21 protein-coding genes are annotated in these 23,804 nt (G+C 73.1%); 6 read left to right on the top strand and 15 right to left on the bottom strand.

The features are described 5' to 3' along the window. Positions 1-158: 158 nt before the first annotated feature. Both ACFZAX_RS10695 and ACFZAX_RS10690 read right to left on the bottom strand, forming a co-directional pair. Positions 159-1,796: an ATP-binding cassette domain-containing protein gene (locus ACFZAX_RS10695; protein ID WP_390960684.1), complete on the bottom strand. Its 1,638-nt coding sequence runs from the start codon at positions 1,794-1,796 to the stop codon at positions 159-161. Positions 1,797-2,094: 298 nt separating this feature from the next. Continuing rightward, positions 2,095-2,448, bottom strand: coding sequence for an HGxxPAAW family protein (locus tag ACFZAX_RS10690; RefSeq protein ID WP_390960683.1), 354 nt, complete (start codon positions 2,446-2,448; stop codon positions 2,095-2,097). Between the two features lie 92 nt (positions 2,449-2,540). On the opposite strand from ACFZAX_RS10690, the gene ACFZAX_RS10685 reads away from it, so the two are divergent. Beyond that, positions 2,541-3,011 (top strand): MarR family transcriptional regulator, encoded by a 471-nt coding sequence (locus ACFZAX_RS10685; protein WP_390960681.1) that lies wholly within the window; start codon positions 2,541-2,543, stop codon positions 3,009-3,011. Between the two features lie 61 nt (positions 3,012-3,072). Continuing rightward, the gene (locus ACFZAX_RS10680; RefSeq protein WP_390960680.1) at positions 3,073-3,519 is read left to right on the top strand and encodes a hypothetical protein; all 447 of its coding nucleotides are present in this window, start codon (positions 3,073-3,075) and stop codon (positions 3,517-3,519) included. On the opposite strand, the gene ACFZAX_RS10675 is transcribed toward ACFZAX_RS10680, so the two are convergent. The 6 genes from ACFZAX_RS10675 to ACFZAX_RS10650 all read right to left on the bottom strand — a co-directional run bounded on the left by ACFZAX_RS10675 (position 3,504) and on the right by ACFZAX_RS10650 (position 9,713). After that, complete coding sequence (locus tag ACFZAX_RS10675; RefSeq protein WP_390960679.1) at positions 3,504-3,695, bottom strand: DUF6381 family protein; 192 nt, start codon at positions 3,693-3,695, stop codon at positions 3,504-3,506. The two genes, ACFZAX_RS10680 and ACFZAX_RS10675, sit on opposite strands and share 16 nt — an antisense overlap. Positions 3,696-3,869: 174 nt before the next feature. Beyond that, the gene (locus ACFZAX_RS10670) at positions 3,870-5,108 is read right to left on the bottom strand and encodes a DUF4032 domain-containing protein (protein WP_390960678.1); all 1,239 of its coding nucleotides are present in this window, start codon (positions 5,106-5,108) and stop codon (positions 3,870-3,872) included. Between the two features lie 500 nt (positions 5,109-5,608). Continuing rightward, positions 5,609-6,061: a hypothetical protein gene (locus tag ACFZAX_RS10665; protein ID WP_390960677.1), complete on the bottom strand. Its 453-nt coding sequence runs from the start codon at positions 6,059-6,061 to the stop codon at positions 5,609-5,611. 190 nt (positions 6,062-6,251) lie between these two features. After that, a complete protein-coding gene (locus ACFZAX_RS10660; protein ID WP_390960675.1) occupies positions 6,252-7,691 on the bottom strand; it encodes an aminobutyraldehyde dehydrogenase in 1,440 nt (479 codons plus the stop codon). 17 nt (positions 7,692-7,708) lie between these two features. After that, positions 7,709-8,113 carry a nuclear transport factor 2 family protein gene (locus ACFZAX_RS10655; RefSeq protein WP_390960672.1) on the bottom strand — a complete coding sequence of 135 codons (405 nt, stop codon included), beginning with the start codon at positions 8,111-8,113 and terminating at the stop codon, positions 7,709-7,711. A 64-nt stretch (positions 8,114-8,177) separates the two neighbouring features. After that, positions 8,178-9,713, bottom strand: coding sequence for a cytosine permease (locus tag ACFZAX_RS10650; RefSeq protein ID WP_390960670.1), 1,536 nt, complete (start codon positions 9,711-9,713; stop codon positions 8,178-8,180). Positions 9,714-9,821: 108 nt separating this feature from the next. Between ACFZAX_RS10650 and ACFZAX_RS10645 the strand changes: the two genes are divergently transcribed. Then, positions 9,822-11,282: a PucR family transcriptional regulator ligand-binding domain-containing protein gene (locus ACFZAX_RS10645; protein ID WP_390960667.1), complete on the top strand. Its 1,461-nt coding sequence runs from the start codon at positions 9,822-9,824 to the stop codon at positions 11,280-11,282. A 340-nt stretch (positions 11,283-11,622) separates the two neighbouring features. Here ACFZAX_RS10645 and ACFZAX_RS10640 read toward each other — a convergent pair whose 3' ends face one another. Beyond that, a complete protein-coding gene (locus ACFZAX_RS10640; protein ID WP_390960666.1) occupies positions 11,623-15,144 on the bottom strand; it encodes a phosphodiester glycosidase family protein in 3,522 nt (1,173 codons plus the stop codon). 286 nt (positions 15,145-15,430) lie between these two features. Here ACFZAX_RS10640 and ACFZAX_RS10635 point away from each other — a divergent pair, with 286 nt between their 5' ends. Next, entirely contained in the window at positions 15,431-15,913 is a 483-nt protein-coding gene (locus ACFZAX_RS10635) for an NUDIX domain-containing protein (protein WP_390960665.1), read from the top strand. A 50-nt stretch (positions 15,914-15,963) separates the two neighbouring features. Here the strand turns inward: ACFZAX_RS10635 and ACFZAX_RS10630 are convergent, their stop codons facing one another. The 5 genes from ACFZAX_RS10630 to ACFZAX_RS10610 form a co-directional block, all read right to left on the bottom strand. Next, on the bottom strand, positions 15,964-17,649 hold the full coding sequence (locus ACFZAX_RS10630; RefSeq protein ID WP_390960664.1) for an ATP-binding cassette domain-containing protein: 1,686 nt from the start codon (positions 17,647-17,649) through the stop codon (positions 15,964-15,966). A gap of 230 nt (positions 17,650-17,879) precedes the next feature. After that, positions 17,880-18,209: a DUF6191 domain-containing protein gene (locus ACFZAX_RS10625; protein ID WP_390960663.1), complete on the bottom strand. Its 330-nt coding sequence runs from the start codon at positions 18,207-18,209 to the stop codon at positions 17,880-17,882. Between the two features lie 210 nt (positions 18,210-18,419). Continuing rightward, on the bottom strand, positions 18,420-19,460 hold the full coding sequence (locus ACFZAX_RS10620) for an alcohol dehydrogenase catalytic domain-containing protein (RefSeq protein WP_390960662.1): 1,041 nt from the start codon (positions 19,458-19,460) through the stop codon (positions 18,420-18,422). A gap of 121 nt (positions 19,461-19,581) precedes the next feature. Further along, the gene (locus ACFZAX_RS10615; RefSeq protein WP_390960661.1) at positions 19,582-20,358 is read right to left on the bottom strand and encodes a 3-oxoacyl-ACP reductase FabG; all 777 of its coding nucleotides are present in this window, start codon (positions 20,356-20,358) and stop codon (positions 19,582-19,584) included. Beyond that, positions 20,355-21,026 (bottom strand): TetR family transcriptional regulator, encoded by a 672-nt coding sequence (locus ACFZAX_RS10610; RefSeq protein WP_390960660.1) that lies wholly within the window; start codon positions 21,024-21,026, stop codon positions 20,355-20,357. Before ACFZAX_RS10610 ends, ACFZAX_RS10615 begins: the two co-directional genes overlap by 4 nt. Positions 21,027-21,232: 206 nt before the next feature. Here ACFZAX_RS10610 and ACFZAX_RS10605 point away from each other — a divergent pair, with 206 nt between their 5' ends. After that, a complete protein-coding gene (locus ACFZAX_RS10605) occupies positions 21,233-21,454 on the top strand; it encodes a hypothetical protein (RefSeq protein ID WP_390960659.1) in 222 nt (73 codons plus the stop codon). 83 nt (positions 21,455-21,537) lie between these two features. Here ACFZAX_RS10605 and ACFZAX_RS10600 read toward each other — a convergent pair whose 3' ends face one another. After that, entirely contained in the window at positions 21,538-22,281 is a 744-nt protein-coding gene (locus tag ACFZAX_RS10600; protein ID WP_390960658.1) for a GNAT family N-acetyltransferase, read from the bottom strand. A 563-nt stretch (positions 22,282-22,844) separates the two neighbouring features. Between ACFZAX_RS10600 and ACFZAX_RS10595 the strand changes: the two genes are divergently transcribed. Next, complete coding sequence (locus ACFZAX_RS10595; protein WP_390960657.1) at positions 22,845-23,717, top strand: SigB/SigF/SigG family RNA polymerase sigma factor; 873 nt, start codon at positions 22,845-22,847, stop codon at positions 23,715-23,717. Positions 23,718-23,804: the final 87 nt, after the last annotated feature.

Genomic DNA, 23,804 nt, shown 5'->3' with positions numbered 1-23,804 from the left:
AGAGCGGGCTCCGGTGGTGTGCCTCGCAAGGCGGAGGAGGGAGTCGACGCGGAGCGTCGGCGACCGACGACAACACCGCGAGGTGCGGCACCGGGGCGCGCGAGCCCAGCCGGACCCGGACGAGAGACCCCGGGCATGCCGGGGTGAACACCGAGCGGTCAGTGCGGGCCGGGCGCGTCCGCATCCGTGAGCCGTCCGTCGGCCAGGCGCAGCCGACGGTTCACCCCGATCTCCGCGAGGAAGCGTTCGTCGTGGCTGACGACCACGAAGGCCCCCTGGTAGGCGTTGAGCGCGCTCTCCAGTTGGCCGATGCCGACCAGGTCGAGGTTGTTGGTGGGTTCGTCCAGCAGCAGGAGTTGCGGCGCCGGTTCGGCGTACAGGACGCAGGCGAGGGTGGCCCGCAGCCGCTCGCCGCCGGAGAGCGCGGGGACCGGCAGATGCGCGCGCGACCCTCTGAAGAGGAAGCGGGCCAGCAGATTCATCCGCTCGGCCTCCGGGAGCGCGGGTGCGAAGGCAGCGAAGTTCTCGGCGACGGTGCGGGCGGGGTCGAGCAGGTCGAGGCGCTGGGAGAGGTACGCGATGCGGCCGTCGGCCCGCCGCAGGGTGCCGCCCTCCGGCGCCAGCTCGCCCTGGACGATCCGCAACAGAGTCGACTTCCCCGCCCCGTTGGAACCGGTGAGCGCGATCCGCTCGGGGCCGCGGATCTCCAGGTGCAAGCCGTCACCGGCGAACAGCGCCCGGTCGCCCCGGCGGACCCGGACGTCCTCGCCGAGGAAGACGGTCCGTCCGGCGGGTACGCGGGTCTTGGGGAGTTCCAGGGTGATCCGCTGGTCGTCGCGGAGGGCACGGCCCGCCTCGTCGAGCCGGGCCCGGGCGTCCCCGACACGGGTGGCGTGCATGCCGTCCGCCTTGGCCGCCGACACCTGGGCGCTGCGCTTCAGTCCTCCCGCCACGATCTTGGGCAGCCCGGCGCTCTTGATGTTCCGGGCGGCATTGCTGGAGCGGCGCTGGGCGCGCTCCCGGGCTTGCTGCATCTCCCGCTTCTCCCGCTTCACCTCCTGCTCGGCGCTGCGGACGTTCTTCTCGGCGACCTCCTGCTCGGCGCGCACCATCTCTTCGTAGGACGTGAAGTTCCCTCCGTAGAAGTGGACTTCGCCCCGGTCGAGTTCGGCGATGCGATCCATCCGGTCGAGCAGTTCGCGATCGTGGCTGACCAGGAGGAGGCAGCCGTTCCACTCCTCGATCACGGTGTAGAGCTTCTGGCGCGCGTCGAGGTCCAGGTTGTTGCTCGGTTCGTCCAGGAGAAGCACGTCGGGGCGTCGCAGGAGTTGCCCCGCGATCCCGAGCGAGACGATCCGGCCACCGCTGAGGGTGTCCAGGGGCTGGGTCAGCGTGATGTCTTCGAGGCCGAGGCGGTCGAGTTGCGCCCGCGTGCGCTCCTCGATGTCCCAGTCGTCGCCGATCACGGCGAAGAGTTCCTCGCTCGTGTCGCCGGACTCGATGGCGTCGAGGGCGCGGATCACCGGGGCGACGCCGAGCACCTCGGCCACGGTGAGGCCGCCGGTGAGAGGCAGGTCCTGCGGGAGGTGGCCGAGCACTCCGTTCACCGAGACCGAGCCCCGGACCGGCCGGTACTCGCCTGCGATCAGCTTCAGCAGGGTGCTCTTGCCCGCGCCGTTGGGCGCGACGAGTCCGGTGCGGCCGGCGCCGACGGTGAAGGAGAGGTCCTGGAAGACGGGGGTGCCGTCGGGCCAGGCGAAGGTGAGGTCGGAGCAGGTGAGGAACGGTGCGGACATGAAAACGTCCTTGCGACGTGATGCGGGCGCGCGTCGACAGCGGGCCGCCCGGCGGCGAACAGGGTGGGGTACGACAACGGGAGCCATCACAGCGGCGCGGACGTGCGCCTGCCGGTGGCCGTTCACCTTCGGGTTTCACCCGGAGATGTCGTCGTCACCCTTCACGGCTGCTCTCCTTCATCGGTGATCACATCGCTGATCACGTGCCGTCCACGATAACAGCCGGGTCCGGTCCGGTGCCGGGAATTATCGGCGGGACGGCGGGGGGCGCCCCGGGATCCACGCGCCTCGGCCCGTCTCAGCAGGTCAGAGCGTCGCCCGTCGGTGCGGAGCCTTCCCCGGTCCGGGCCGCCCCCCGTCCGGCCATCCGGCATCCGAGGCAGTCCGGGTGCCCCGCCCGGGCCGGGGTGTCCCGCACCCGCCAGCTCCACTCCTCCGGGGGCCGGGGGCCGCCGGGCTTGCCCCAGCCCGCCAGATGCAGCAGCCAGGTGACGACACCTGCCGCCGCGGTCAGCACTCCGGCCAGCAGCACGCCCAACGGGGAAGCGGCACAGACGGCGACTCCGGCACCCGTGACGCCGACGATCGCGAGGGCCGTACCGGCCCATCCCGCCAGGGTGTGGCCGAGGTCGACGTCACCGTGTGCGCTCAACGCTCTCTCCGTCCAGGAAAATGACAGCGGCAGGCTCCGGGGAGATATTTCATCTCACGAGCTAAGTTACTTAGATGCTAAGGAGAATGCTCGTGGAGGGCAAGACCCGCCCCGATGCCTCGGCCGAGCAGGCACTTCAGCGCATGGACCAGTTCGTCGCGCTGAGTCTCGTGGGCCAGAGCGGCATCGCCCAGTCGCTGGGGCTCAACGTCACGGATCTGACCTGCCTCGGGCACATCCTCGGTGCGGGCCCCGACGCGCTGACCGCGGGAGACCTCGCCGAGCGCGCCGACCTCACGACCGGCGCCATCACCGGCGTGCTCAACCGTCTGGAGCGCGCGGGCTTCGCCCGCCGACAGCCCGATCCCGGCGACCGCCGACGGGTACGGATCGTCGCCGACGAGTCCGCGGCGGGCCGGGTGGTCGCGGTGTACGAACCCTTCTATCGGCGGCTGACGGCCCTTTTCGCCGACTACTCGCCCGAGGAGACCGCGGTGCTGGCGGACTGGTTCACCCGCGCCGCCGACGAAATGCGCGCCCACCTCGCCGAATTGCGAGGCTGAGGGCCTCCGGGGAAGCGACGGACCGCCGCCCCTCCTCCGGGCTCCCCCGCTACCCGGCCGGATGCTCGCCGAAGAAGCCGGTGAGCCGGGCAACGGCGGGAGCGACGCAGGTGTCCCTGTCGTACAGGTCGCCGTGGGTGGCGCCCGCGATGACGACCGACTCTCCCGCCGGTGGTGGGGCGCCCGTCACCTCGCCTGCCAGGGCACCGGTACGAAGATCCTGCACCATCCGGTCGCGGGGGAGCTCACCCTCGACCGGTCGTTCCTCACCTGCGCCGACGGCCCCGGCCAGCGGATCGTTACCCTGACCGCCGAACGCGGCACGGTCACTCACGCGGCTCTGCGCGCCCTCGCCCTGGAGGTGGTGTCCGGCCGGTCGAGGCCGGTCCCGGCCGTGATCTGCCGGACACCACCGTCAGAGCCGCGCACCGGAAGCGGTGCCGGCCCCGTGCGGGGGCGGCACCGCTTCGACGGCGGGCCTGGGCGCTCGTACTACAGCTGCGGGTAGATGTCCCCGCTGCTCAGTCCGGACTGCTGCTCGCTGCGGTCGCGCATCTTGCGGGCCTTCTCCGCGAGGCGCTGCCGCTCCTCGGGATCCTTCGCCTTCTCGGAGGCCTCGCTCAGCTGCTGGGCTTTGTCCCGCATCTGGCGGGCCAGCTTGGCGGGTTCGTCCGCTCCGCTCATCACCACTCCTCGTCCGCTGGACATCCGACGCTCCCAGCGAAGCAGCACGACGGGGCGGACGCATCTCGGCGGGCCGGCGCGGACCGGCTCCTGCCCTGCCCGGGGGCCAGGTTCTTCGTTCGGATCATGCCCGGCTCGGGTGCCCCGGTGCCCGGCGATTCCGGACGTGAGCCCCTAATCGTCAGCGGTTTCCCCGGCCGCGGGTATGCCGGCCCGGGAAAGCCTGGTGGCGGTGTAGTCCGCCACGGCGGACTCCAGGCCGATGTCGTGCTGGGCGCGCTCGGAGAGGAACCACCGGTGCTCCAGCAGCTCGTGGTAGAGCTCGGCCGGGTCCATGGAGCCTCGCAGGTCGAGCGGGACGGCACGGACCGTGGGCCTGAACTGGTCGCGGACCCAGCGGTGCGCGAGAACCTCGGTACGCGCCCCGAGCGGGTCGCCGGGGGCGTAGTCGTCCTGGGTGGCCATCCAGCTCTCCAGGTCGTTGAGGAGCCGCCGCGCCTGGTTCTCCTCGGTGTCGAGGCCGGTCAGCCGCAGCAGCTGGCGCTGGTGGTGGCCGGCGTCGACGACCTTGGGCACGAAGGTGACGGTGTCGCCGTCCGGCGAGTTGACGATCTGCATCTCGGCCACGTCGAAGCCCATGTCGTTGAGCCGGCGCACCCGCCGCTCGATGTAGTGGTACTTGCCCGCCGGGTAGACGGAGGTACGGGTCAGCTCCTGCCACAACGCGGCGTACCGGCGGGAGATCTCGGCGCCGAACGCGATCGGGTCCACCGAGGGATGGAGCGCTCCGGCGGCCTCCAGGTCGAGCATCTCGCCGCTGATGTTGACGCGGGCGAGGTCGATGTCGTACTCGCGCTGACCGTCGCTCAGCCGTTCGTGGGTCTCCCCGGTCTCGGCGTCCACGAGGTAGGCCGCGTAGGCGCCCGCGTCGCGCCGGAACAGGGTGTTCGAGAGCGAGCAGTCGCCCCACGCGAATCCGACGAGGTGCAGCCGGACGAGCAGGACCGCGAGGGCGTCCATCAGCCGGTGCACGGTGGAGGGGCGCATGGTGGTCTCGAACATCGAGCGGTAGGGCAGCGAGCCGTTGAGGTGCCGGGTGATGAGCACGGGCTCCAGCGGCTCCCCGTCCGCCCCGGCCCGTCCGGTGACCACGGCGAGCGGGTCGACCGCGGGTATCCCGAGCCGGTCGAGGGTGCGCAGCTGGTCGTACTCGCGGACGGCCGGGCGCTCGGCGAGTTCTTTGACGGCGATCACGTCGGCTCCGGCGCGGGCGTAGCGCACCACGTGCCGGGAGATGCCGCGCGGCAGCGGTACGAGGTACTTCTCCGGCCACTCCTCCAGCGGCAGGTGCCACGGCAGCTCCAGGAGGAGCGCGGGGTGTTCCGGGTTGGTGGCGCTGATCTGCAAAGCCATGACTCGCCTCGCTCGTACGGGTGCGGGGCCACCAGTGTGCGGGACGCGGTCGTACGGGCCGGGCATCGGGGTGGCGGAGGGACGCCGGGCCGCTCCCTCCCCCGAGCGGGTCAGGCGTCCTGGACCTGCTGCTCCGGTGGCTTGCGTGTCCCTTCGACGGCCACGGTGTTGGCGCCGACGGTGACGAAGGCCTCCGTCCACGCAGCCGCGTCGAGATGCTGGCGGAGCACGACGGGACCGATCAGGGCGGCGAAGACCGGGGTGGCGCTCTTGACCGTGCCGAAGAAGTGCGCCGGACGCGTCGCAGCGCGAGCGGGTCGGCGAGGTGAGGCACCGCCGGGGTGAGCGGGCCCGCAGCCGGCGCGCAGGCGAGGGCGGCGGGTGTGCGGGATGCCCCCAGAGCGTCAGCGCGCCGATGGGGAGGTGGAGCCGCGAGCAGGCCCGGATCACTCGTGACCCGGGCGGCCCGCGTCCGACCGGCGGCAGGTCTCCGGCTCGGGTCATCGCGCGGTGCCCGGGCGCGCGGTGTGGTCGGGCAGGCCCCGGGTCCGGCGGGCCTCTTTGAGCTCCGCCTCGTACAAGTGGGCGCGCCCTGCGGCCAGTTCGTCGACCAGGCGTCCTTCGACGTCGACGAAGGGCCGGTAGTACGTGCGGTCGTACGCCTCGACGATCTGGAACGTCCAGTGGCCCGGGATGACGTTGCGGCCCACGATCTCCTGCTCCACCCTGTCCGCCGCGCTGTCGTGGCCGGCCTCGCGAAGGAGCCGTACGGCTTCGTCGAGTTGGAAGTCCGCGCCCCCGGTGAGCTGGTGGAAGGTGTAGAGGGCACCGCGGGCGCGCTCGGTGGTTTCCAGGGCCTCCGACAGGGCGCCCAAGGCGCGGACGGTCGCGTCGCCCACCCCGTCGGGTCGGGTGTGGGCGGTGTCCGGGCGGTCGGCGTGTTCTTCGCTCATGCCTCGGTACCTGCCCGTCTCCCGGCCCCGGAGGGGGTTCCGGCCGCCCGGGCCACCCGACCGGGCGTGCGCGGTGCGTGCGACGGGCCGCCTACGGCCCACGCCCCGCCCGGTTCCCGAGGGTCCCGGCGCGGGGCGTGGGCCGTAGGCGGGCCGCGCGGGCTGTCGCGCGGCCGGCTGGGGGCAAGGCTCAGAGAGCGGTCATGACGTGCTTGATCCGGGTGTAGTCCTCGAAGCCGTACGCCGAGAGGTCCTTGCCGTAGCCGGACTTCTTGAACCCGCCGTGCGGCATCTCGGCGACCAGTGCCATGTGGCTGTTGATCCAGACGCAGCCGAAGTCGAGGTTCTTCGACATCCGCATCGCGCGCGCGTGGTCCTTGGTCCACACCGAGGAGGCGAGCGCGTACTCGACGCCGTTGGCGAACTCCAGCGCCTGGGCCTCGTCGGTGAAGGACTGCACGGTGATGACGGGGCCGAAGACCTCGTTCTGGACGATCTCGTCGTCCTGGCGCAGGCCGGAGACGACGGTCGGTGCCCAGAAGTAGCCCTGTTCGCCGACCCGGTGGCCGCCCGCCTCGACGGTGGCGTGCGCCGGGAGGCGGTCGATGAACCCGCTGACCTGGGCGAGCTGGCCGGCGTTGTTGAGGGGGCCGTAGAGCACGTCCTCGTCGTCCGGCAGGCCGGTCCTGGTTCCCTTGGCCGCCGCGGCGAGCGCCGACACGAAGGCGTCGTGCACCGACTCGTGCACCAGCACCCGGGTCGCCGCCGTGCAGTCCTGGCCGGCGTTGAAGAAGCCGCCGACGATCAGGTCCTCCACGGCCTTCTCCAGGTCCGCGTCCTCGAAGACGACCGCGGGGGCCTTGCCGCCGAGCTCCAGGTGGACGCGCTTGACGTCCTTGGCCGCCGAGGCGGCGACCTGCATGCCGGCGCGTACGGAACCGGTGATCGAGGCCATCGCGGGGGTCGGGTGCTCCACCATCATGCGGCCGGTCTCGCGGTCGCCGCAGACGACGTTGAAGACGCCGAGCGGCAGGTCCGTCTCCGCCAGCACGCCGCCGATGATCTCAGCGATGAGCGCGGTCGAGGCCGGGGTGGTGTCGGAGGGCTTGATGACGACGGCGTTGCCCGCCGCGAGGGCCGGGGCGAACTTCCAGACCGCCATCAGCAGCGGATAGTTCCAGGGGGCGACCTGGGCGCAGACGCCGACCGGCTCGCGCCGGATGAGGGAGGTCATGCCCTCCATGTACTCGCCGGCCGAGCGGCCCTCCAGCATCCGGGCGGCGCCCGCGAAGAAGCGGATCTGGTCGATGGCGGGGGCGAGTTCCTCGCTCCGGGTCAGGTGGAGCGGCTTGCCGGTGTCGCGGCTCTCGGTGGCGACGAGCTCGTCGGCCCGCGCCTCCATCGCGTCGGCGATCCTGAGCAGGACGCGCTGGCGCACGGCGGGGGTGGTGTCGCGCCACACCGGGAACGCCGCCGCCGCGGCGGCCATGGCGGCATCGACGTCGGCCTGGCCGGAGAGCGGCGAGGTGGCGTAGACGTCACCGGTGGTGGGGTCCACCACGTCGAGGGTGCGACCGTCCGCGGCGTCCACGGATACGCCGTCGATGTAGTTGCGGAACGTGGTGCTCATGGAACGGGTTCTCCTGGTCAGACGGTGGTACGGGCGGACAGGTGCTCGTGGACGGCGGGCCAGCCGCCGTCGGCCGCGCGGGCGAAGACGATCGTCTCGCGCTCCAGCAGCGTCTCCTCGCCCGAGGAGGTGGCGATACGGGTCTCCACGTCGTGGCTGAGGACCGCGGTGTCCCCGAAGTGCTGGATCAGCCGGCCGGTGGAGGTGCAGGCCAGGACGCGGAAGTCGTCCTCTTCCACCCAGCGCTGCCACAGGGCACGGTACTCGGCGGTGGAGGCCAGCCGCTGCGGGGTGGTGTGGAAGACGAAGGTCGCGTGCGGGGCGAAGGCGCCGAAGTAGTCGTCGAGGCGGCCTTCCGCGAAGGCCGCGACGAGTGCGTCGGCGGCGGCCCGCACGTCCTCGTGGCCGGGGGTGTCGCTCATTGATCGGCTCCTTGCCGTGGGGGGAGACGTGGGTGGGGGTGTGACGTGTGGCGGGCCCGGGCGGTCAGCCCACGGCGGTCGCGGCCGTCATCCGCTCCTCGGGGCCGCCGGTGATGGGCGGGACCTCCGTGTCGGCGGCGCGGACGAAGCGGGGGCCTGCGGGGCCGTAGACCGCGCGCGGCTCGGGGAAGAGGGTGAGGAGTGCGAGGTGGATCACCGCGGCCAGGAGGAGGCCGACCGGCAGGGAGATGTCCGCGCCGTCGGCGAGGTCGCCGAGCGGACCGACGAACTGGCCGGGCAGGTTGGTGAAGAGGAGGGCGACCACGGCGGAGACCAGCCAGGACGCCATGCCGCGCCAGTTCCAGCCGTGGGCGAACCAGTACCGGCCGCCGCGCTGGCGGCGGTTGAAGACCTGGAGCGCGTCGGGGTCGTACCAGCCGCGCCGGGTGACGTAGCCGAGCGCCATGACGACCATCCACGGGGCGGTGCAGGTGATGATCAGCGTGGCGAAGGTGGAGATGGACTGGGCGAGGTTCAGCGCGAAGCGGCCCACGAAGATGAAGGCGATGGAGAGCACGCCGATGAAGAAGGTTGCCTGGACGCGGCTGAAGCGCGGGAAGACGCTGGAGAAGTCGAGGCCGGTGCCGTAGAGCGAGGTGGTGCCGGTGGAGAGGCCGCCGATGAGGGCGATCAGGCAGAGCGGCAGGAAGTACCAGCCCGGCGAGACGGCGAGCAGTCCGCCGACGTAGTTGGGGGCGGCCGGGTCGACGTACTCGGCGGCCTCGGAGGCGATGATCGACGCGGTGGCCAGGCCGAAGAGGAACGGCAGCAGGGTGGCGATCTGCGCGAGGAACGCGGCGCCCATCACTCGGCGGCGGGGCGCCCCGGCCGGGATGTAGCGGGACCAGTCGCCGAGGAAGGCACCGAAGGAGACCGGGTTGGAGAGCACGATCAGCGCCGCCCCGATGAACGAGGGCCAGAACAGCGGATCGGCGGTCGAGGCGAAGGAGCCCGCGTAACCGGGGTCGAAGTCGCCCCAGAAGGCGAAGGCGCCGAGCACGAAGAGCGCGGAGGCGGCCATCACCGCGATCTTGTTGACCAGCAGCATGAAGCGGAAGCCGTAGACGCAGACAGCCAGCACGAGGACGGCGAAGATCGCGTAGGCGATGCCGTACGCGACGTCGGACTCGGGGACGTGGACGAGCCGGTGCGCACCGCCCACGAGGGCGTCGCCGGAGGACCAGACCGAGATGGAGAAGAAGGCGACGGCGGTCAGCAGCGAGAGGAAGGAGCCGACGACGCGTCCGTGCACGCCCAGGTGGGCGGAGGAGGAGACGGCGTTGTTGGTTCCGTTCGCCGGGCCGAAGAGGGCCATGGGTGCCAGCAGCAGCGCCCCGGCGACCAGACCGAGGACGGTGGCGGCGAGGCCCTGCCAGAAGGAGAGGCCGAAAAGGATGGGGAAGGCGCCGAGCACGCACGTCGCGAACGTGTTGGCACCGCCGAAGGCAAGACGGAACAGGTCGATCGGGCGGGCCGTGCGGTCCCCGTCCGGGATGCGCTCGACCCCATGGGTCTCGATTTCGGTGATCGAGCTGGTCACGGGCGTGTCACCTTCCGTTCCTGTCGTGCAGCAGTGACGAGCCCACAGTCTGGCCTCCCGTGTGACCGGCGACAATTGTGTCAGCCACAGAGCGATAGGCTCCTTTCTGTGGCAAGCGACAAACTCACCGTGGAGGACCTCCTCTCGTTCCCCGCGCTCCAGCTCTCCGTGAAGGCGGGCGCCGCGGGGCTGGGGCGGTCCGTCTCCTGGGCGCACGCCAGCGAGCTGGACGATCCGACGCCCTGGCTGCTGGGGTCCGAGCTGATCATGACGGCGGGGCTGGCGGTCCCGGCCACGGCCGCCGCACAGCGGGCGTACCTCGAACGTCTGGACGACGCCGGGGTCTCCGGACTGGCGCTCTCCGCTCAGCTGCACATGCCCGTCCTGCACGACGACTTCTTCCGGGCTGCCGAGGAACGGGGCTTCCCGGTGCTGGAGGTACCGCTCTCGGTTCCCTTCATCGCGGTCGCGCAGGAGGTCGCGGCGGCGGTACAGGAGGACGCCCGGCACCGCCTCGGCGCCCAGCTCCAGGTCTTCGGCTCGTTGCGCTGGCTGGTGGCGGAGGACCTCGACACCCCCGCCCTGCTCCGCCGGCTCGAACGCCTCTCCGGCTACGACGTGTACCTCTGCACGCCCCAGGGTCGCCCTCTGCTGCCGGACGTCCCGGTGCCGGACCCGTCGGTGCTGCCGGACTCCGTGGACGCGCCGCCGACCGTGCCCGGCGGCTTCGTGCTGCCCGTCCCCGCGCCCGGTGGTCCGGCCGGTTTCCTCGTCGCGTACGAGCGCGAGGGCGCCCGGCCCGCCGGTCTCGCGGTGGCCCAGCACATCGCCACGGTGGCCGCACTGCGCCTGGCGATGGTGCGCAACGAGCGCGAGACGCTCCGCCGGGAGGGCGCGGAGACCCTCGCCGAGCTGCTCCAGGAGGTGCTCGACCCGGACGCCGCCCGCCGCAGGCTCGCCCGGCACGCGATCGAGGGCGACACCGTCCTGATGGTGGTGCGCCACACCACCGACGAGGCCCTGCTGCACGTCCTGGAGGACCGGCCGCACCTGCTCCTCACCCGGGGCGAGGACCGCTACGTGCTCGGCGCGCCGGAACTCGCCGACGCGGTGGGCACCCTGCCCCTGGCGGCGACCGGGATGAGCCGCCCCTTCCGGCCGGGCGCGGCGCTGAGGGTGGCGCAGCGGGAGGCGGTCTGGGCCGCGTCGAAGGCGGCGGAGTCGGGACGGCCCGTGGTCCGCTACGGCGACGATCTGACGGGCCGGTGGCTGCCGGACGACCCGGCGGTGCTGTCCGCGCTGGTCGAGAACGTGCTCGGCGAGGTCCTCCGGTACGACGCCGCCCACGACTCCCAGTTGCTCGTCTCGGTCCGTACGTGGATGGAGCGGGACCGGCGGACCGAGGCCGCGGCGGCGGCGCTGCACATCCACCCGAACACCCTGGCGTACCGGCTCCGCCGTTTCGGGACGCTGGCGGAACGCGACCTCGCGTCCACCGGCGCGCTGTCGGAGGTCTGGCTGGCGATCCAGGCGGCGGGCACGCTGGGGCTCGCCGACCGGGCGGTCTGATCCTTCACGCCCTCGCGCAGGCCTCACGGCCGGGTCGCGCGAGCGCGCCGGACACTCCCCGGAGCACCCTCCGGGCGTCCGCCGTCGACCGTGAGGCCGACCGGCTCACCGAACTCGACCCGGCGACCGGGGGCGCCGACCAGGGCCTGCTCGCCGAGGGCGACGAATTCCCTTCGGGTGCGGAGCTGTTGGACGCACCGTTCGTGGAGGGTGCGGTCGCCGCCGTCGTCACGGCCTCGGCGGGCGGCGACCTGGCGGCGGCGCGGCGGGCGAGGCGTACGAGTACCGCAAGGCGTGAGCGGTGGGCCCGGCGGGACCCAGCCGGGCCCACCGCTCGCGGTCAGGCCGCCGACGGCACTCCGGTGGCCTCCGCGGCGACCGTGACGCGGGCGCTCCGGGTGACCCCGTCGACGGTCACCGCGAGGGTGACCGTGCCCGGCCGCAGGGCGGTCAGCGTGCCGGTGGCCGGGTCGAGGAGCGCCACGGGCCGGCCGGGTGCTCCGGCGGTGTCCCCGATCCGGAGGTTCGGGGAGCCGGTCCAGTCGGCGCTCACCGGGAAGGCGACCGGCACCGTGCGCGCGCCCTGGGTGATCCGGGCGGACACCTCGGCCCGGCCGCCCGGCGCGAGCGCGGCGGGGGTGTCGAGGATGAGGTCGTCGACATGCGCCCGGGTCTGTACGGAGATCCAGTCGGGTCCGCCCGCCCAGGGCCGTTGCCGGGCCGCCGCCTGTCCGGCGGGGGTCACCCGGTCCGTGCCGACCAGGCTCCAGCCGGTGAACCCGCCCTCGTCGGCCGGACCGGAGGGAGTCTTGCCCGAGTTGCCGTTGACCAGGTAGGGCACGCCGTCGACGTGCGAGGCGTGGAACACCCCGACATGACCGCCGATGAAGGCTGCCCCCTTGCCGGTCGTGCGGCGGAACCCGGAGAGCCACTCCTCCACCAGGGCCGCCTCCTTGCGGTCGCTCAACTGACTGGCCGGCTGGACCGAGGGATCGCGCGGCGGCACGTGCTCGATCAGCACGACGGAGCCGATGCCCGGGTCGGCCGCCGCCGCGTCCAGCTGTTCCCGGAGCTCCCGGATCTGCGCGTAGCCGCCGCCCCGCAGGCTGAGGCTGGAGGTGTCGAGGGTGATGAAGCGGGTGCCGTCGTGGTCGAACGTACGGTGGGCCGGGCCGAACCGGTCGGTGAAGGCTCCGATCGAGCCGCCCATCACCTCGTGGTTGCCCGGCACGTAGTACCAGGGCAGGTCGTCGCCGAGCTCCTCGTCCAGCACCTGGCGGGCGAAGTCGAGGTCGGCGGGCGACCCCTCGTCCACCAGGTCGCCGTCGATCACCAGGAAGTCCGGGTGCGCGGCCTTGATCTCGCGCAGGGTGCGCCGGGCCTGGGCGACGATCGCGCTGTCGGGGTCGCGGGCGACGAACTGCGCGTCGGACATCACCGCGAACCGGGAGTCCCGGCCTTCCGTCACGGCCGCCGTGTCGATCAGCGGGTCGGCCACCGGCGCCCGGGCGGGCAGGTCGGCGGCCGGCACCACCTGGGCGACGAGGTCGTCGATGACGATCCCGCCGGTGTACTGGGCGCCGGCGGCGGTCTCGGCCAGGTAGAACCGGTACACCGACAGGGGCGTGGGGGCACCGGCGGGCACGGCGAAGGTGACCTGGCGCCAGCCGGTCCAGGTGACGTACGGGCCGCGGAGCAGCTGGTCCGTCCCGGCGGCGTCCTTGAGGTGGAGCGTGGGCCAGGCGCCTTTGCCGTCCCCGTTGATCCAGAGGGTGAAGGACCGGGGCCGGCCGGGCACCGCGACGGGCTGCGGCGGGGCCGCGTAGGCGGCCCGGGTCACGGTGGACCGGGTGAAGTCGTAGTCGAGCTTCAGTCCGGTGCCGGTGTGCCCCTCCTCGGTGGGGGCCAGCGAACCGCTCGCGCGGGCCTGGCTGAACTTCCAGGCGTCCGCGTCGTCGAAGCCGGAGACCGCCTGGTCGGCGAGGCCGACCGTGACGGCGAGCACGGTGGTGGCGCCGTGGACGGAGACGGTGATCAGCCCGGCCGTGCCCTCGCCGGCGCGGGCGGTGACGGTGAAGGAGCCCCGCCCGTCGTCGTGGACGTCGAAGAGCGCGCGGTCGTAGTCGAGCGTGACGTCGCGGGGTTCGACGGGAGCGCTGTCGCCGTGGGCGTCGAAGCCGACGACGCCGAAGGTTCCCGCGGCGCCGTCGCCGGAGAGGCCGAGGCGCTCGGTGGTGGGGCTCACCCGGGTCAGCTCGTCGAGCACGGTGAGCCGGACCGAGCCCCGGGCCCCGCCGCGCTCGGCGAGGACCTCGGCCGTGCCGCCGTGCCGGGCGGTGAACAGGCCGCGCGCGTCGACCGTGCCCGCTCCTGAGGCGGCGGTGCGCCAGTGCGGGATGCCGGCCGCCGGGCCGTACGTCTCGTCGTACCCGGCGGCGGTCAGGGCGCGGGTGAGGCCGGGGAAGACCCGGTCGGGGTGACCGCCCGCGACGGGGTCGTCGCCCGGGGCGGCGGCCGGGGGTGTACGGGTCTCCACCCAGTACCCGTTCAGGGTGCCGCTGCCGTCCGGCGCGGTGAGGGCGAGGCCGTTGGGGACGGTGCGTTCGCTGCCGTCGGAGGGGCTGTTCTCCCTCTGGAGGGCGTCGCTGCCGGGTTCTCGCGCCACCAGGGTGGAGGAGCCGCCGCCGTCCAGGTTGAGCGCGCTCCAGGCCCCGGCCTCGCGCATCATCCGGCCGAGTTCGGTGAGGGTCACTCCGCCGCTGTCGGCCTGCCTGCCGTCCACGGTGATGACGTGCATGGTGCGACCGTCCCGGGAGAATCCGACCGCGGTGCGGGGCGCGGCGGCGTTGTTGCCCTCGCCGTCGTGGTTCCGCTCCACGCCGTCCACGACGAGCAGCTCGCGTCCGCCGACGGCGGTGCGCGGCAGCGGCCCGTCGTCGGTGCGCGCCCGGTACGTCAGCCCGACCGGGTCGCCCGGCCGCAGCGCCGTCAGGAGCTCCGCCCCGGCCTCGCGTCCGACGAGGACGGTGGTGTCCTCGGGGACGGGGCCGCTGCCGGGCGTCGCGGAGACGGAGACCACCCGGCCGTCCCGTACGACGGCCTCGGCGACCGGCCGCGCCGAGGCGTTGACGGTCAGCGCGCGGTCGGCGTCGCCCCAGGCGGAGGTGTACGCACCGACGGATCCGGCGGGGACGTCGGCCGCGTTGTAGGAGCCGAGCGGGTGGTCGCCGGAGGGCAGGGTGAGCGTGCCCTCGAAGTACAGGTCCAGCACCCGCCCCGCGCTCGCGGGCCCGATGCCGACGGCGTGGGTGGAGCCGGCGGCCGGCGAGTGGTCGAGGGCCCCGTCCCGGACGCCGGGTCCTACCGGTGCGCCGGTCTCGTTGATGTCGAAGAAGTCGGCGTTGACGGCGGCGACGATGCGGCGGCCCGCTCCGGCGTCGTGGCCGGCCGCCAGCTCGGACACCGTACGCCGGTCGCTGACCTTCCCGGTGGAGAGGTAGTCGGCGCGGACGTCCTCGCGCAGGTCCACGGTGAGCGCGTCGACACGGAGCCACGTGGTGGCTTCGAGCCGGTCGTACGAGGTGAGGCCGACGCCGGGCGCGACGGGCCGGGAGGTGCGGGCGGTCTCGATGCCGTGGTCGTCGATGACGGGGTCGTCGACGGCAGAACGCCCGACGCCTGCCGGGGCGCTCGCGCCGGGCGGGGCCACCGGTCTCAGAACCTCGGCGGCGGTGTGCGGGTGGGGGTCGGGTGTCGTATCGGCCGCGGCGGGAGCGACGGCCCCCACCACGGCCCCGCATACGGTGGCGAACAGCACGAGCGCCCGCGCGGAGCGGACGGCTGGCCCTGGACGTCGACGCACAAGTCCTCCTGCTGAGAGGCGGGTTGGACGGTTCATCAGCGCTTGTGGCGGACAGCATGCCGGGGGTGCACGAGCGACGCCAGGGGGCGGGAGCGACGGCGGGGACAACAGAGTACGGCCGGGACGCGTCGGCCCGGGGTGCACGACGCGGTTCACGGAATGGGTCACGGAGCGGTTCACGGAATCTTTACGACGCGGCGTCAGCCGCCGGATCGGGCGGTCATCGGGCCGCCCGGTCTGCCCGAACCGGTGGCGAGGGTTGCGCGATGTACGGAGAATTGACGACATGTCGATGAGCAAGCGCAGTGCGGGGGTCCTTCTCTACCGGACGGGGACCGGAACGGACGACAACGGAATCGAGGTGTTGCTCGGCCACATGGGAGGCCCGTTCTGGGCGGGGCGGGAGGACGCGGCGTGGTCGATCCCCAAGGGCGAGTACGAGCCGGGCGAGGCGGCCGAGACGGCGGCCCGCCGGGAGTTCGAGGAGGAGGTGGGCCTGCCCGTGCCGGACGGTTTCTGGGTACCGCTGGGCCAGTCCCGGCAGGCGAGCGGGAAGACGGTGACCATCTGGGCGGTGGAGGGTGTGGTGGACACCGCGGAGGCGGTGTACGGCACCTTCGCCATGGAGTGGCCCAGGGGTTCCGGGGTGATCCAGGAGTTCCCGGAGATCGACCGGGTCGCCTGGTGCACCCCCGAGCAGGCGGCCTCACGGCTGGTGACGGGTCAGCGGGTCTTCGTGGAACGGCTGCTGGCCCACCTGGAGGCGTAGGTACCTCCGGCGGGCCGGGCACGGCGGACCGTCGCCCGTTCCGGCCGGTACTACGCCCCGGTCGTCGCCCGGGATGCCCCGGCGGGGCGTCCGTCGCACAGTTCCAGCACGTCGCCGGTGAACCGGCGGCGGAAGGCCCGGTCGTGGGAGACCACGACGACCGCCCCCTCGTACACGGCGAGCGCGGCTTCCAGCTCCTCGACCAGATCGAGGGCGACGTGGTTGGTCGGTTCGTCCAGGACGAGGACGTCGGCGGGGCGGGTCACCAGCCGGGCGAGGGCGAGTCTGCGCTGCTGGCCGACGGAGAGGTCGCACACCGCCACACCGAGGTCCTCGGCGCGGAACAGTCCGAGGGCGAGCAGGTCCCCGGCGTACTCCTCGGGCAGGCCCGGACGGCCGGCCGCGTAGGTGGCGAGGAGGGAGCGGCGGGTCAGTCTGGCCGGCAGGTCCTGGGGGAGATAGCCGACGCGGCCACGCCGGACGACCGTCCCGGAGTCGGGGGCGAGGTCGCCCGCGAGCACCCGGAGCAGGGTGGTCTTGCCCGCGCCGTTCGGGCCGGTGACCAGGAGACGCTGTCCGGGCAGCACGTCGAGGGCGGGGAGGCGCAGCCGCTCCCCCACCGAGACGGAATCCAGGGCGAGCAGGGGCACCGGGGTGCCGAGGGCATCGGTGTCGTCGGCGGCTCCTGCGACTCCGGTCGCGAGGGAGAGTCCCGCCGTGAAGCGCAGGGGCTCCGGCGGCGGCGGTACGGGGGCGGCCAGCAGGGCGTCACGGCGCGTCCGCGCGGCCCTGACCCTCCCGGAGAGCTTGGTGTCGTGCGAGCGGCGGTGCTTGCCGAAGCCCTCCGCCGGGTCCTTGCCGGTGGACCGGAGCCGCCGGCCGGCGGCTTCCACCAGCTCTTCGGTGCGGGCGAGTTCGGTGAGCCACTCCTGGTGTTCCTGCGCCCAACGGCGCCGCGCCGCGGCCTTCGCCGTCCGGTACCCCTCCCAGCCGTCGCCGTGGCGGGTGACGGTGCGCCGGTCACGGTCCACCTCCAGGACGACGTGGGTGGTCGCCTCCAGGAACGCGCGGTCGTGGGTGACCACCACGAGGGTCCCCCGGTGGGCGCGCAGGTGGTCCTCGAGCCAGCGCACGGCGGACACGTCGAGGTGGTTGGTCGGCTCGTCGAGCAGGAGCGACTCCGGTGCGGCGGCCAGCACGCAGGCGAGAGCCAGCCGGGACTGCTCGCCGCCGGAGAGGGTGGCCAGGGGACGGTCGCGGGGCAGGTGCGCGAGTCCGAGACCGTGCAACGCCGCGTCGGTGCGAGCGTCTGCCTCGTACCCGCCACGGTCTTGATAGGCCGTCAGCAGCTCTCCGTAGGCGTCGAGTTCGTCCGCCCCGGAGGCGAGCCCCGACAGTCGGGCCTCGGCTTCGCGCATCCGGTGTTCCAGGTCGCGGAGTTCGGCGAGGGCGGTGTCGACGGCGTCCTGCACGGTGTGGTGCGGGGCGAGGGCGAGGGTCTGCGCGAGGTGGCCGACGCCGTCGGGGAACCGGGTGACGACCTCTCCGGCGTCCGGTGCCTCGGCGCCGGACATGAGCCGGAGCAGGGTCGATTTGCCGGAGCCGTTCTCGCCGATGACGGCGACGTGTTCGCCGGGCCCGACGGTGAGGGAGACGCCCGCCAGTACGGTCCTGTCGCCGTAGGCCAGCGTGACGTCCTGGAGGGTGATCTGAGAGCGGTCGCGCGATGCGGACATGGGTGTCGTTCCTGTGCTTTCGCTGAGAAGGGCCCGGTGCGCCGCGTCGAGGACGGGCGTGCGGCGGGCAGGGATTCCGGTCGGCGGGAGGTGCCGGGGCAGCGCGCACGCCGCGGGGCTGCGGCGGTCCTCGCCGGTACGGATCAGCGGAAGCAGGAGCACGAAATCATGGTGCGAGTGTAGAGGAACGCGCGGACGGGCGTCCCTCGGGATACGGCGTCCTGCCGGGTTCAGTCACGTTCCGGGGCCGTGGCCGGAAGGCGGATGACGGCCCGGCCGCCGTCCAGGTCGACGGTCGAACGGTGCGGCGGGGCGCCGTCCTCCTCGTCGTCGCGCATCAGCAGGGCAGCGGCGCGTTCCTTGAGCTCGCTCTGCTTGCCGGGCGAGAAGGTGGCGTGCAGTTGCTCGAACCCGGTCGCGGAGACCTGGCCCCGCCGGGCGCCGTTCCGCCAGGGCAGCACACCGGCACGGGAGCCGCGCAGCATCAGCTGGTCGACGAAGGCGAGCACGGTCAGACCCACCACGAGGGTGGGGAGCGTGAGCAGCGCGGCGAATCCCATGGCCGCAGTATGACCGCGTGACGGCCCGGTGGGACTTCTCGCGGGGGCCCCGACGCGGACGCGCGCTGCTGCTGACATGCCGACGCGGGCCGTCGCCGTGGTCCGGCGGCCCGCGTCGGGTGGCTCCGTGCTCGTACGACCGGCGTACGAACCACGAAGAGGCCGGGTCCCGCCCTCCCGGGGGGAGGGGGGCGGGACCCGGGGTGTGTGTCAGCCGTTGGGCAGGATGACCGCCCGGCCGTTGATCTTGCCGTCGTGCAGGCGCTCGTAGGCGAGCGGCGCCTCGTCGATGGAGAAGGTCTCGACGTGGACGTCGACGGCACCGGCGTGCGCCAGCTCGATGACCTCGGCGAGCTCCTTGCGGGAGCCCCAGTACGGCGCGGAGACCGAGGTGGCGAACGGCAGCACCCCGAAGCCGACGGGCAGGAGGCCGCCGCCGATGCCGACGATGGTGACGTCGCTGTCGACGGAGGCGACCGCTCCAGCCGTCCTCACGGTCGCGTCGACGCCGACGAAGTCCAGCACCACCTTGGCGCCGGCGCCGCCGGTGAGCTCGCGGACCTTGGCGGCGGCATTCTCGTCGGACAGGACGGTCTCGTGGGCGCCGACCTTGCGGGCCAGCTCCAGCTTCTCCTCGGTGACGTCGAGGGCGACGACCTTGACGGCGGTCATCGCGCGCAGCAGCTGGATGGCGACGTGGCCGAGGCCGCCGGTGCCGATGACGACGGCCGTGACGCCGGGCGTCAGCTTCGGCAGGGAGCGCTTGATCGCGTGGTACGGCGTGAGGCCTGCGTCGGTCAGGGAGACGGTCTTGACCGGGTCGAGGTCGCCGATCCGCACGAGGTGGCGGGCGTTGTCGACGATCATGTACTCGGCCATGGCGCCGGGGTTGCCGAGTCCGGGCGGCATGATGCCGAGCTCGTCGGCGCGCAGGCAGTAGTTCTCACGGCCCTCGGCGCAGTTCACGCAGGTGCCGCAGCCCCAGGGGCCGTAGACGGCGACGTTGTCCCCGACCGAGACGCCCTCGGCGCCGTCGCCCAGCTCCACCACGGTGCCGACACCCTCGTGGCCGAGAGTGAGCGGCAGCGGGTAGGTGAGCTGCTCGGCGGACCAGCTCATGACGGCGATGTCGGAGTGGCAGACACCGGCCGCGGTGACCTTCAGGAGGATCTGGCCGGGTCCGGGCACGGGCTTCGGAATCTCGACGACCTCGGGTGCCGCGCCGACGGTGCGGTACTGGACTGCCTTCATGGTTCTCTCTCTGTTCTGTACCGGGTCCGCCGCCGGTTCCGGCCGGGTCTCGGCCGGTCCGCCGGTGGCGTGCCCTTCTGATCTGTGCCCCCGTCGCCCCTGGTGTCTCCGGGGCGGGTGGTCAGGAGGCGGAGTAGCCGCCGTCGACCAGGTGGTAGCTGCCGTGGACGAAGGACGCGCGGTCGGAGAGCAGGAACGCGGCGAGCTCGGCGACCTCCTCCGAGGTGCCGAGGCGGCCCGCGGGGTGGAGCGAGATCAGGTGGTCGCGCGCCGGGCCGTCGGTGTTGCGGAGCAGCGGGGTGTCGATGAAGCCCGGGCCCACGGCGTTGACGCGGATGTTCTGCGCCGCGTACTCCAGGGCCGCCGTCTTGGTCAGGCCGACGACGCCGTGCTTGGCGGCGACGTACGCCGGGGACTGGGCGAAGCCGTTGGTGCCGAGGATGGAGGAGATGTTGACGATGGCACCGCCGCCGGCCTTGAGGAGCTCGGGGATCTCGTAGCGCATCGAGTGGAAGACGCCGCTGAGGTTGGTGGCGACGACGCGGTTCCAGTCCTCGACGGCGTACTCGCCGGTGGGGGCGGCGGGGCCGCCGATGCCGGCGTTGTTCACCGCGAGGTGCAGGGCGCCAAAAGTGTCGACGGCGAACCGGACACCGGCTTCGACCGAGGCGGGGTCGGTGACGTCCAGGCGGACGGCGGCGGCGCGGGCGCCGGTGGCCGTCAGCTCGGCCACGGCCTTGCGGGCGCTCTCCTCGTCGTAGTCGGCGACGACGACCGCCGCGCCGCCGGCCGCGAGGCGCTGCGACAGGGCCAGGCCGATGCCGGAGGCGCCGCCGGTGACCAGCGCGACCTTGCCGGTGAACTCCGTCACGTAGGAGGTGGAGAGGGCAGTGCTCATGATGAGGTGCTTCTTTCTGTGCTGCTGCGGTGCGCCGGTCCGTGCGGGGCCGGGGTCAGGAGGTCCGCGGAGAGGGCGTCGAACGCCTGGACCACGAGTTCGGGCAGGGCGTCCGGGAGACCGCCGCGGACCCAGGCGGCCTGCGCCGCGAGCAGGGCTCCGGCCCCGGCGGCGACCGTCACCGCGGGGCGGATGTCCTCGCGGCGGTCCACGCCGAGCCGGTCCGCGAGGATGGCGACGGACTCCTCCTGGGCGTCCACCCTGATGTGGTGGTACGCCGCGTAGAGGGTCGGCTCCTCCTCGGCCAGGACCAGCAGGTCGAAGATCCGGGGGCGCAGGTGCCAGGGCCCGGCGGCGGTGTCGTCGAGCCAGTCGAGTACGGCACGCCGGTAGGCGGTGAGCGGGGGCTCGGTGGCGGGCCGGGCACGCAGGGCCTCGTTGATGCGGTCGCCGTCGCCGCGTACGGCGTCGAGGACCGCGTCCTCCTTGCTCCGGAAGTACCGGCTGAAGGTGCGCCGGTCGACGTCGGCCGCTTCCGCGATCTCCTCGACCGTCACGTTGCGCAGGCCCCGGTCGAGTACGAGCTCGAAGGCGGCCCGGGCCAGCGTGTCCCGGGTCCGGCGGGCCTTGCGGCCCCGCCTCTCCGGTTCCCTCTGTTCCGTGCTCATGTCTGCACCGTACACCCAAAAATGTCACAGCGGGACAAATGTCGAGGTGGGACTTTTTCACGGAGGTGCGGCGGTGCGCGGGGAGGGGCGGTACGCGGGGCGAGGCAGCACGGGGAGCGGTACGCGGGAGGGTGCGCAACGGCCCGGGACGGCCCCGGGCGGACACCGGCCGGCCGGGCCGCCGGGGCTGCCGGTCCCTCCGTCCCGTGGCACGAACCGCCCTCGCCCTGGCCGACCGCCACCCCACCGCGGACGAATACCGGGAGATCACGGAAGCGGACAGGTACTCCCACGCCGTCGCCTGGGAGTACCTGTCCGCTTCCCTCGCCGGCTCCACGGCCGGTGTCGTTGCTCCGGACGGCGAGGAGCCCCACAGGCCGTGCGAGGAGTCCCGTAACCCCGCACGAGGAACGCGGGAAAGAAGGTGACGGAGAAGGGGCGGCGGCGTGCAGGTCCGCTCGCCGCCGCCCCTTCTCCGCCCGGCGGCTCCGCCGGGGCGGCCGGGCGGCGGTCAGACGCCCACGGCCGGGGCGGGCAGGTCCGACGGGGTCGTCGCGCCCCGGAACAGGGTCGTCCGGCGGAGGCGGAAGCCGAGGGACTCGTAGAGCCGGACCGCACCGGTGTTCTCGGCCGCCGCGTGCAGGAACGGAATGTCGCCGCGCTCGGTGATCACCTGGGCGACGGCGAGCACCAGCCGGCTCGCGAGACCCTGGCCCCGTACGGACGGGTCGGTGCAGACCGCGCTGATCTCGCTCCAGCCGGCCGGGCGCACCCGCTCCCCCGCCATCGCGACCAGAGCCCCGTCACGCCGGACGCCCAGGTAGGTCCCGAGCTCGACGGTGCGCGGGAGGAACGGCCCCGGCCGGGTGCGGGCGACCAGGTCAAGCATCTCCGGTACGTCCGCCGCACCGAGCCGCACCGCTTCGGGGTACGCCTCCGGACGCAGACCCTCACCGGTCAGCTGCACGCCCTCGGCCTCGAATCCGATCTCCCAGTCCCGCGGCGGCGCCTGCTGGACGCCCATGAGCATGACCGGGGCGCCGGGCCCGGCGAGCGCGGCGGCGTCCGCCCAGTCCCCCGCGTCCGGCTCCTCCGGCAGCGCGAACCAGGGCGCCACGTCGGCGGGGTAGCGGACGACCCGGCCCCGCCACTCGGCCAGGTGCGCCTGCGGGCCGCTCAGCGCGGAGAGGGACGGGTTGTCCAGCGGGTGAAGGGAATGGCCGGAATTCTCCTGCCGGAGGAGGGGGGCGCCCACCGGGCCGCTCCCCCTGCTCGTGGGGGCTCCGCGGTGATCGGTGACGTAAGCCTCGGACATGCTTTCCTCGCTCCGGTGGTCCTCGGGGGCTGACGCCGGACGATGGCGCCGCATCTGGCGGAAAGCGCCTGCGGCGACCGCGTATTCCCGGCTCCGGCCGTCGGGCCCGGCGGAACGCCCAGGGCCTTTCGTCTCGATCGCGTTGCCCCCGCTCCCCGGCCCGGCACGACCGGAACGAGGGGCCCTCGATGGCCGGCCCGGAGGTCCACACCCTGCGCGCCTCCCCCCGGAAGAGGGAACCCTGGCCGCTTCGGCTCCCTCCGGCGCCCGCCTGTGGGACTCTGACGGCGACCGCCCCGCCGGGCTCCCCCGTACCGGCGGGGCGGTTCCGTGGGCCCACGGAACCGGCGGCCACCGCAAAAACGACGAGTCAATGCCGACACCGTCGATTCCTGGCCATTTCCGAACTCCTGTCCCCATCCCTTTCGCTGACGGCGCATGAGGCGTGCAGCCCGGGGAAGGTGCCAGTACCTGAGGGCATTCGAGCAGGGGAGCGTGACGGGATGACCGCACACACGGCACGGATCACCACGACGGACAGGACGGAGGTGACGGACGGGCTGCCGTGGATCGAGGACGCGGGGAAGGTCGCCCCCCAGGACGCGCGTCAGCTCTCGCGGGTCTTCTTCGACCGCCTCCAGGAGCTGGAGGAGGGCACCCACGCGTACCAGTACGCGCGGAACACGCTGATCGAGATGAATCTCTCCCTCGTCCGCTTCGCCGCCGGCCGGTTCCGCAACCGGGGCAGCGGAGACATGGAGGACATCATCCAGGTCGGGACCATCGGGCTGATCAAGGCCATCGACCGGTTCGACCTCTCGCGCGAAGTGGAGTTCACCTCCTTCGCCGTGCCGTACATCGTCGGCGAGATCAAGCGTTTCTTCCGGGACACCAGCTGGGCCGTACACGTGCCCCGGCGGCTTCAGGAGCTGCGGGTCGACCTCGCCAAGGCCAAGGACGCCCTCGCCGTCGAGCTGGACCGCGACCCGACGGTCCAGGAACTCGCCGACCATCTGGAGTTGTCGCCGGAGGAGGTCACGGAGGGGATCGTCGCCTCGAACGGCTACACCGCCGGTTCGCTCGACATGCCCACCGACAGCGGCGAGTCGGGACGCCCGCACACGAACGGCCGGACCTTCGCCGACGTGCTGGGCGAGCCGGACTCCGCCATGGAGGGCGTGGAGAACCTCCAGGCACTCGCCCCGCTCATGGACCACCTGGACGCGCGGGAACGCCGGATCATCGACATGCGCTTCGGTCTGGAGATGACCCAGGCCCAGATCGGCGCCGAACTGGGCATCTCCCAGATGCACGTCTCCCGGCTGCTCAGCCGGATGCTGCGCAAGCTGCGCGACGGAATGCTGACCGAGGAGTGACCCGGCGGGGCGGGCGCCGTCCGGGAGAGGACAGCACGGGGCGCGGCCTTCGGGCCGCGCCCTTCGTGTGTGCCGCCCTCCCGGTGA

This window comes from Streptomyces sp. NPDC008125 (assembly GCF_042957125.1).
In the GTDB taxonomy this organism is placed as follows: domain Bacteria; phylum Actinomycetota; class Actinomycetes; order Streptomycetales; family Streptomycetaceae; genus Streptomyces.
This window is presented reverse-complemented; position numbering and strand designations above follow the sequence as displayed.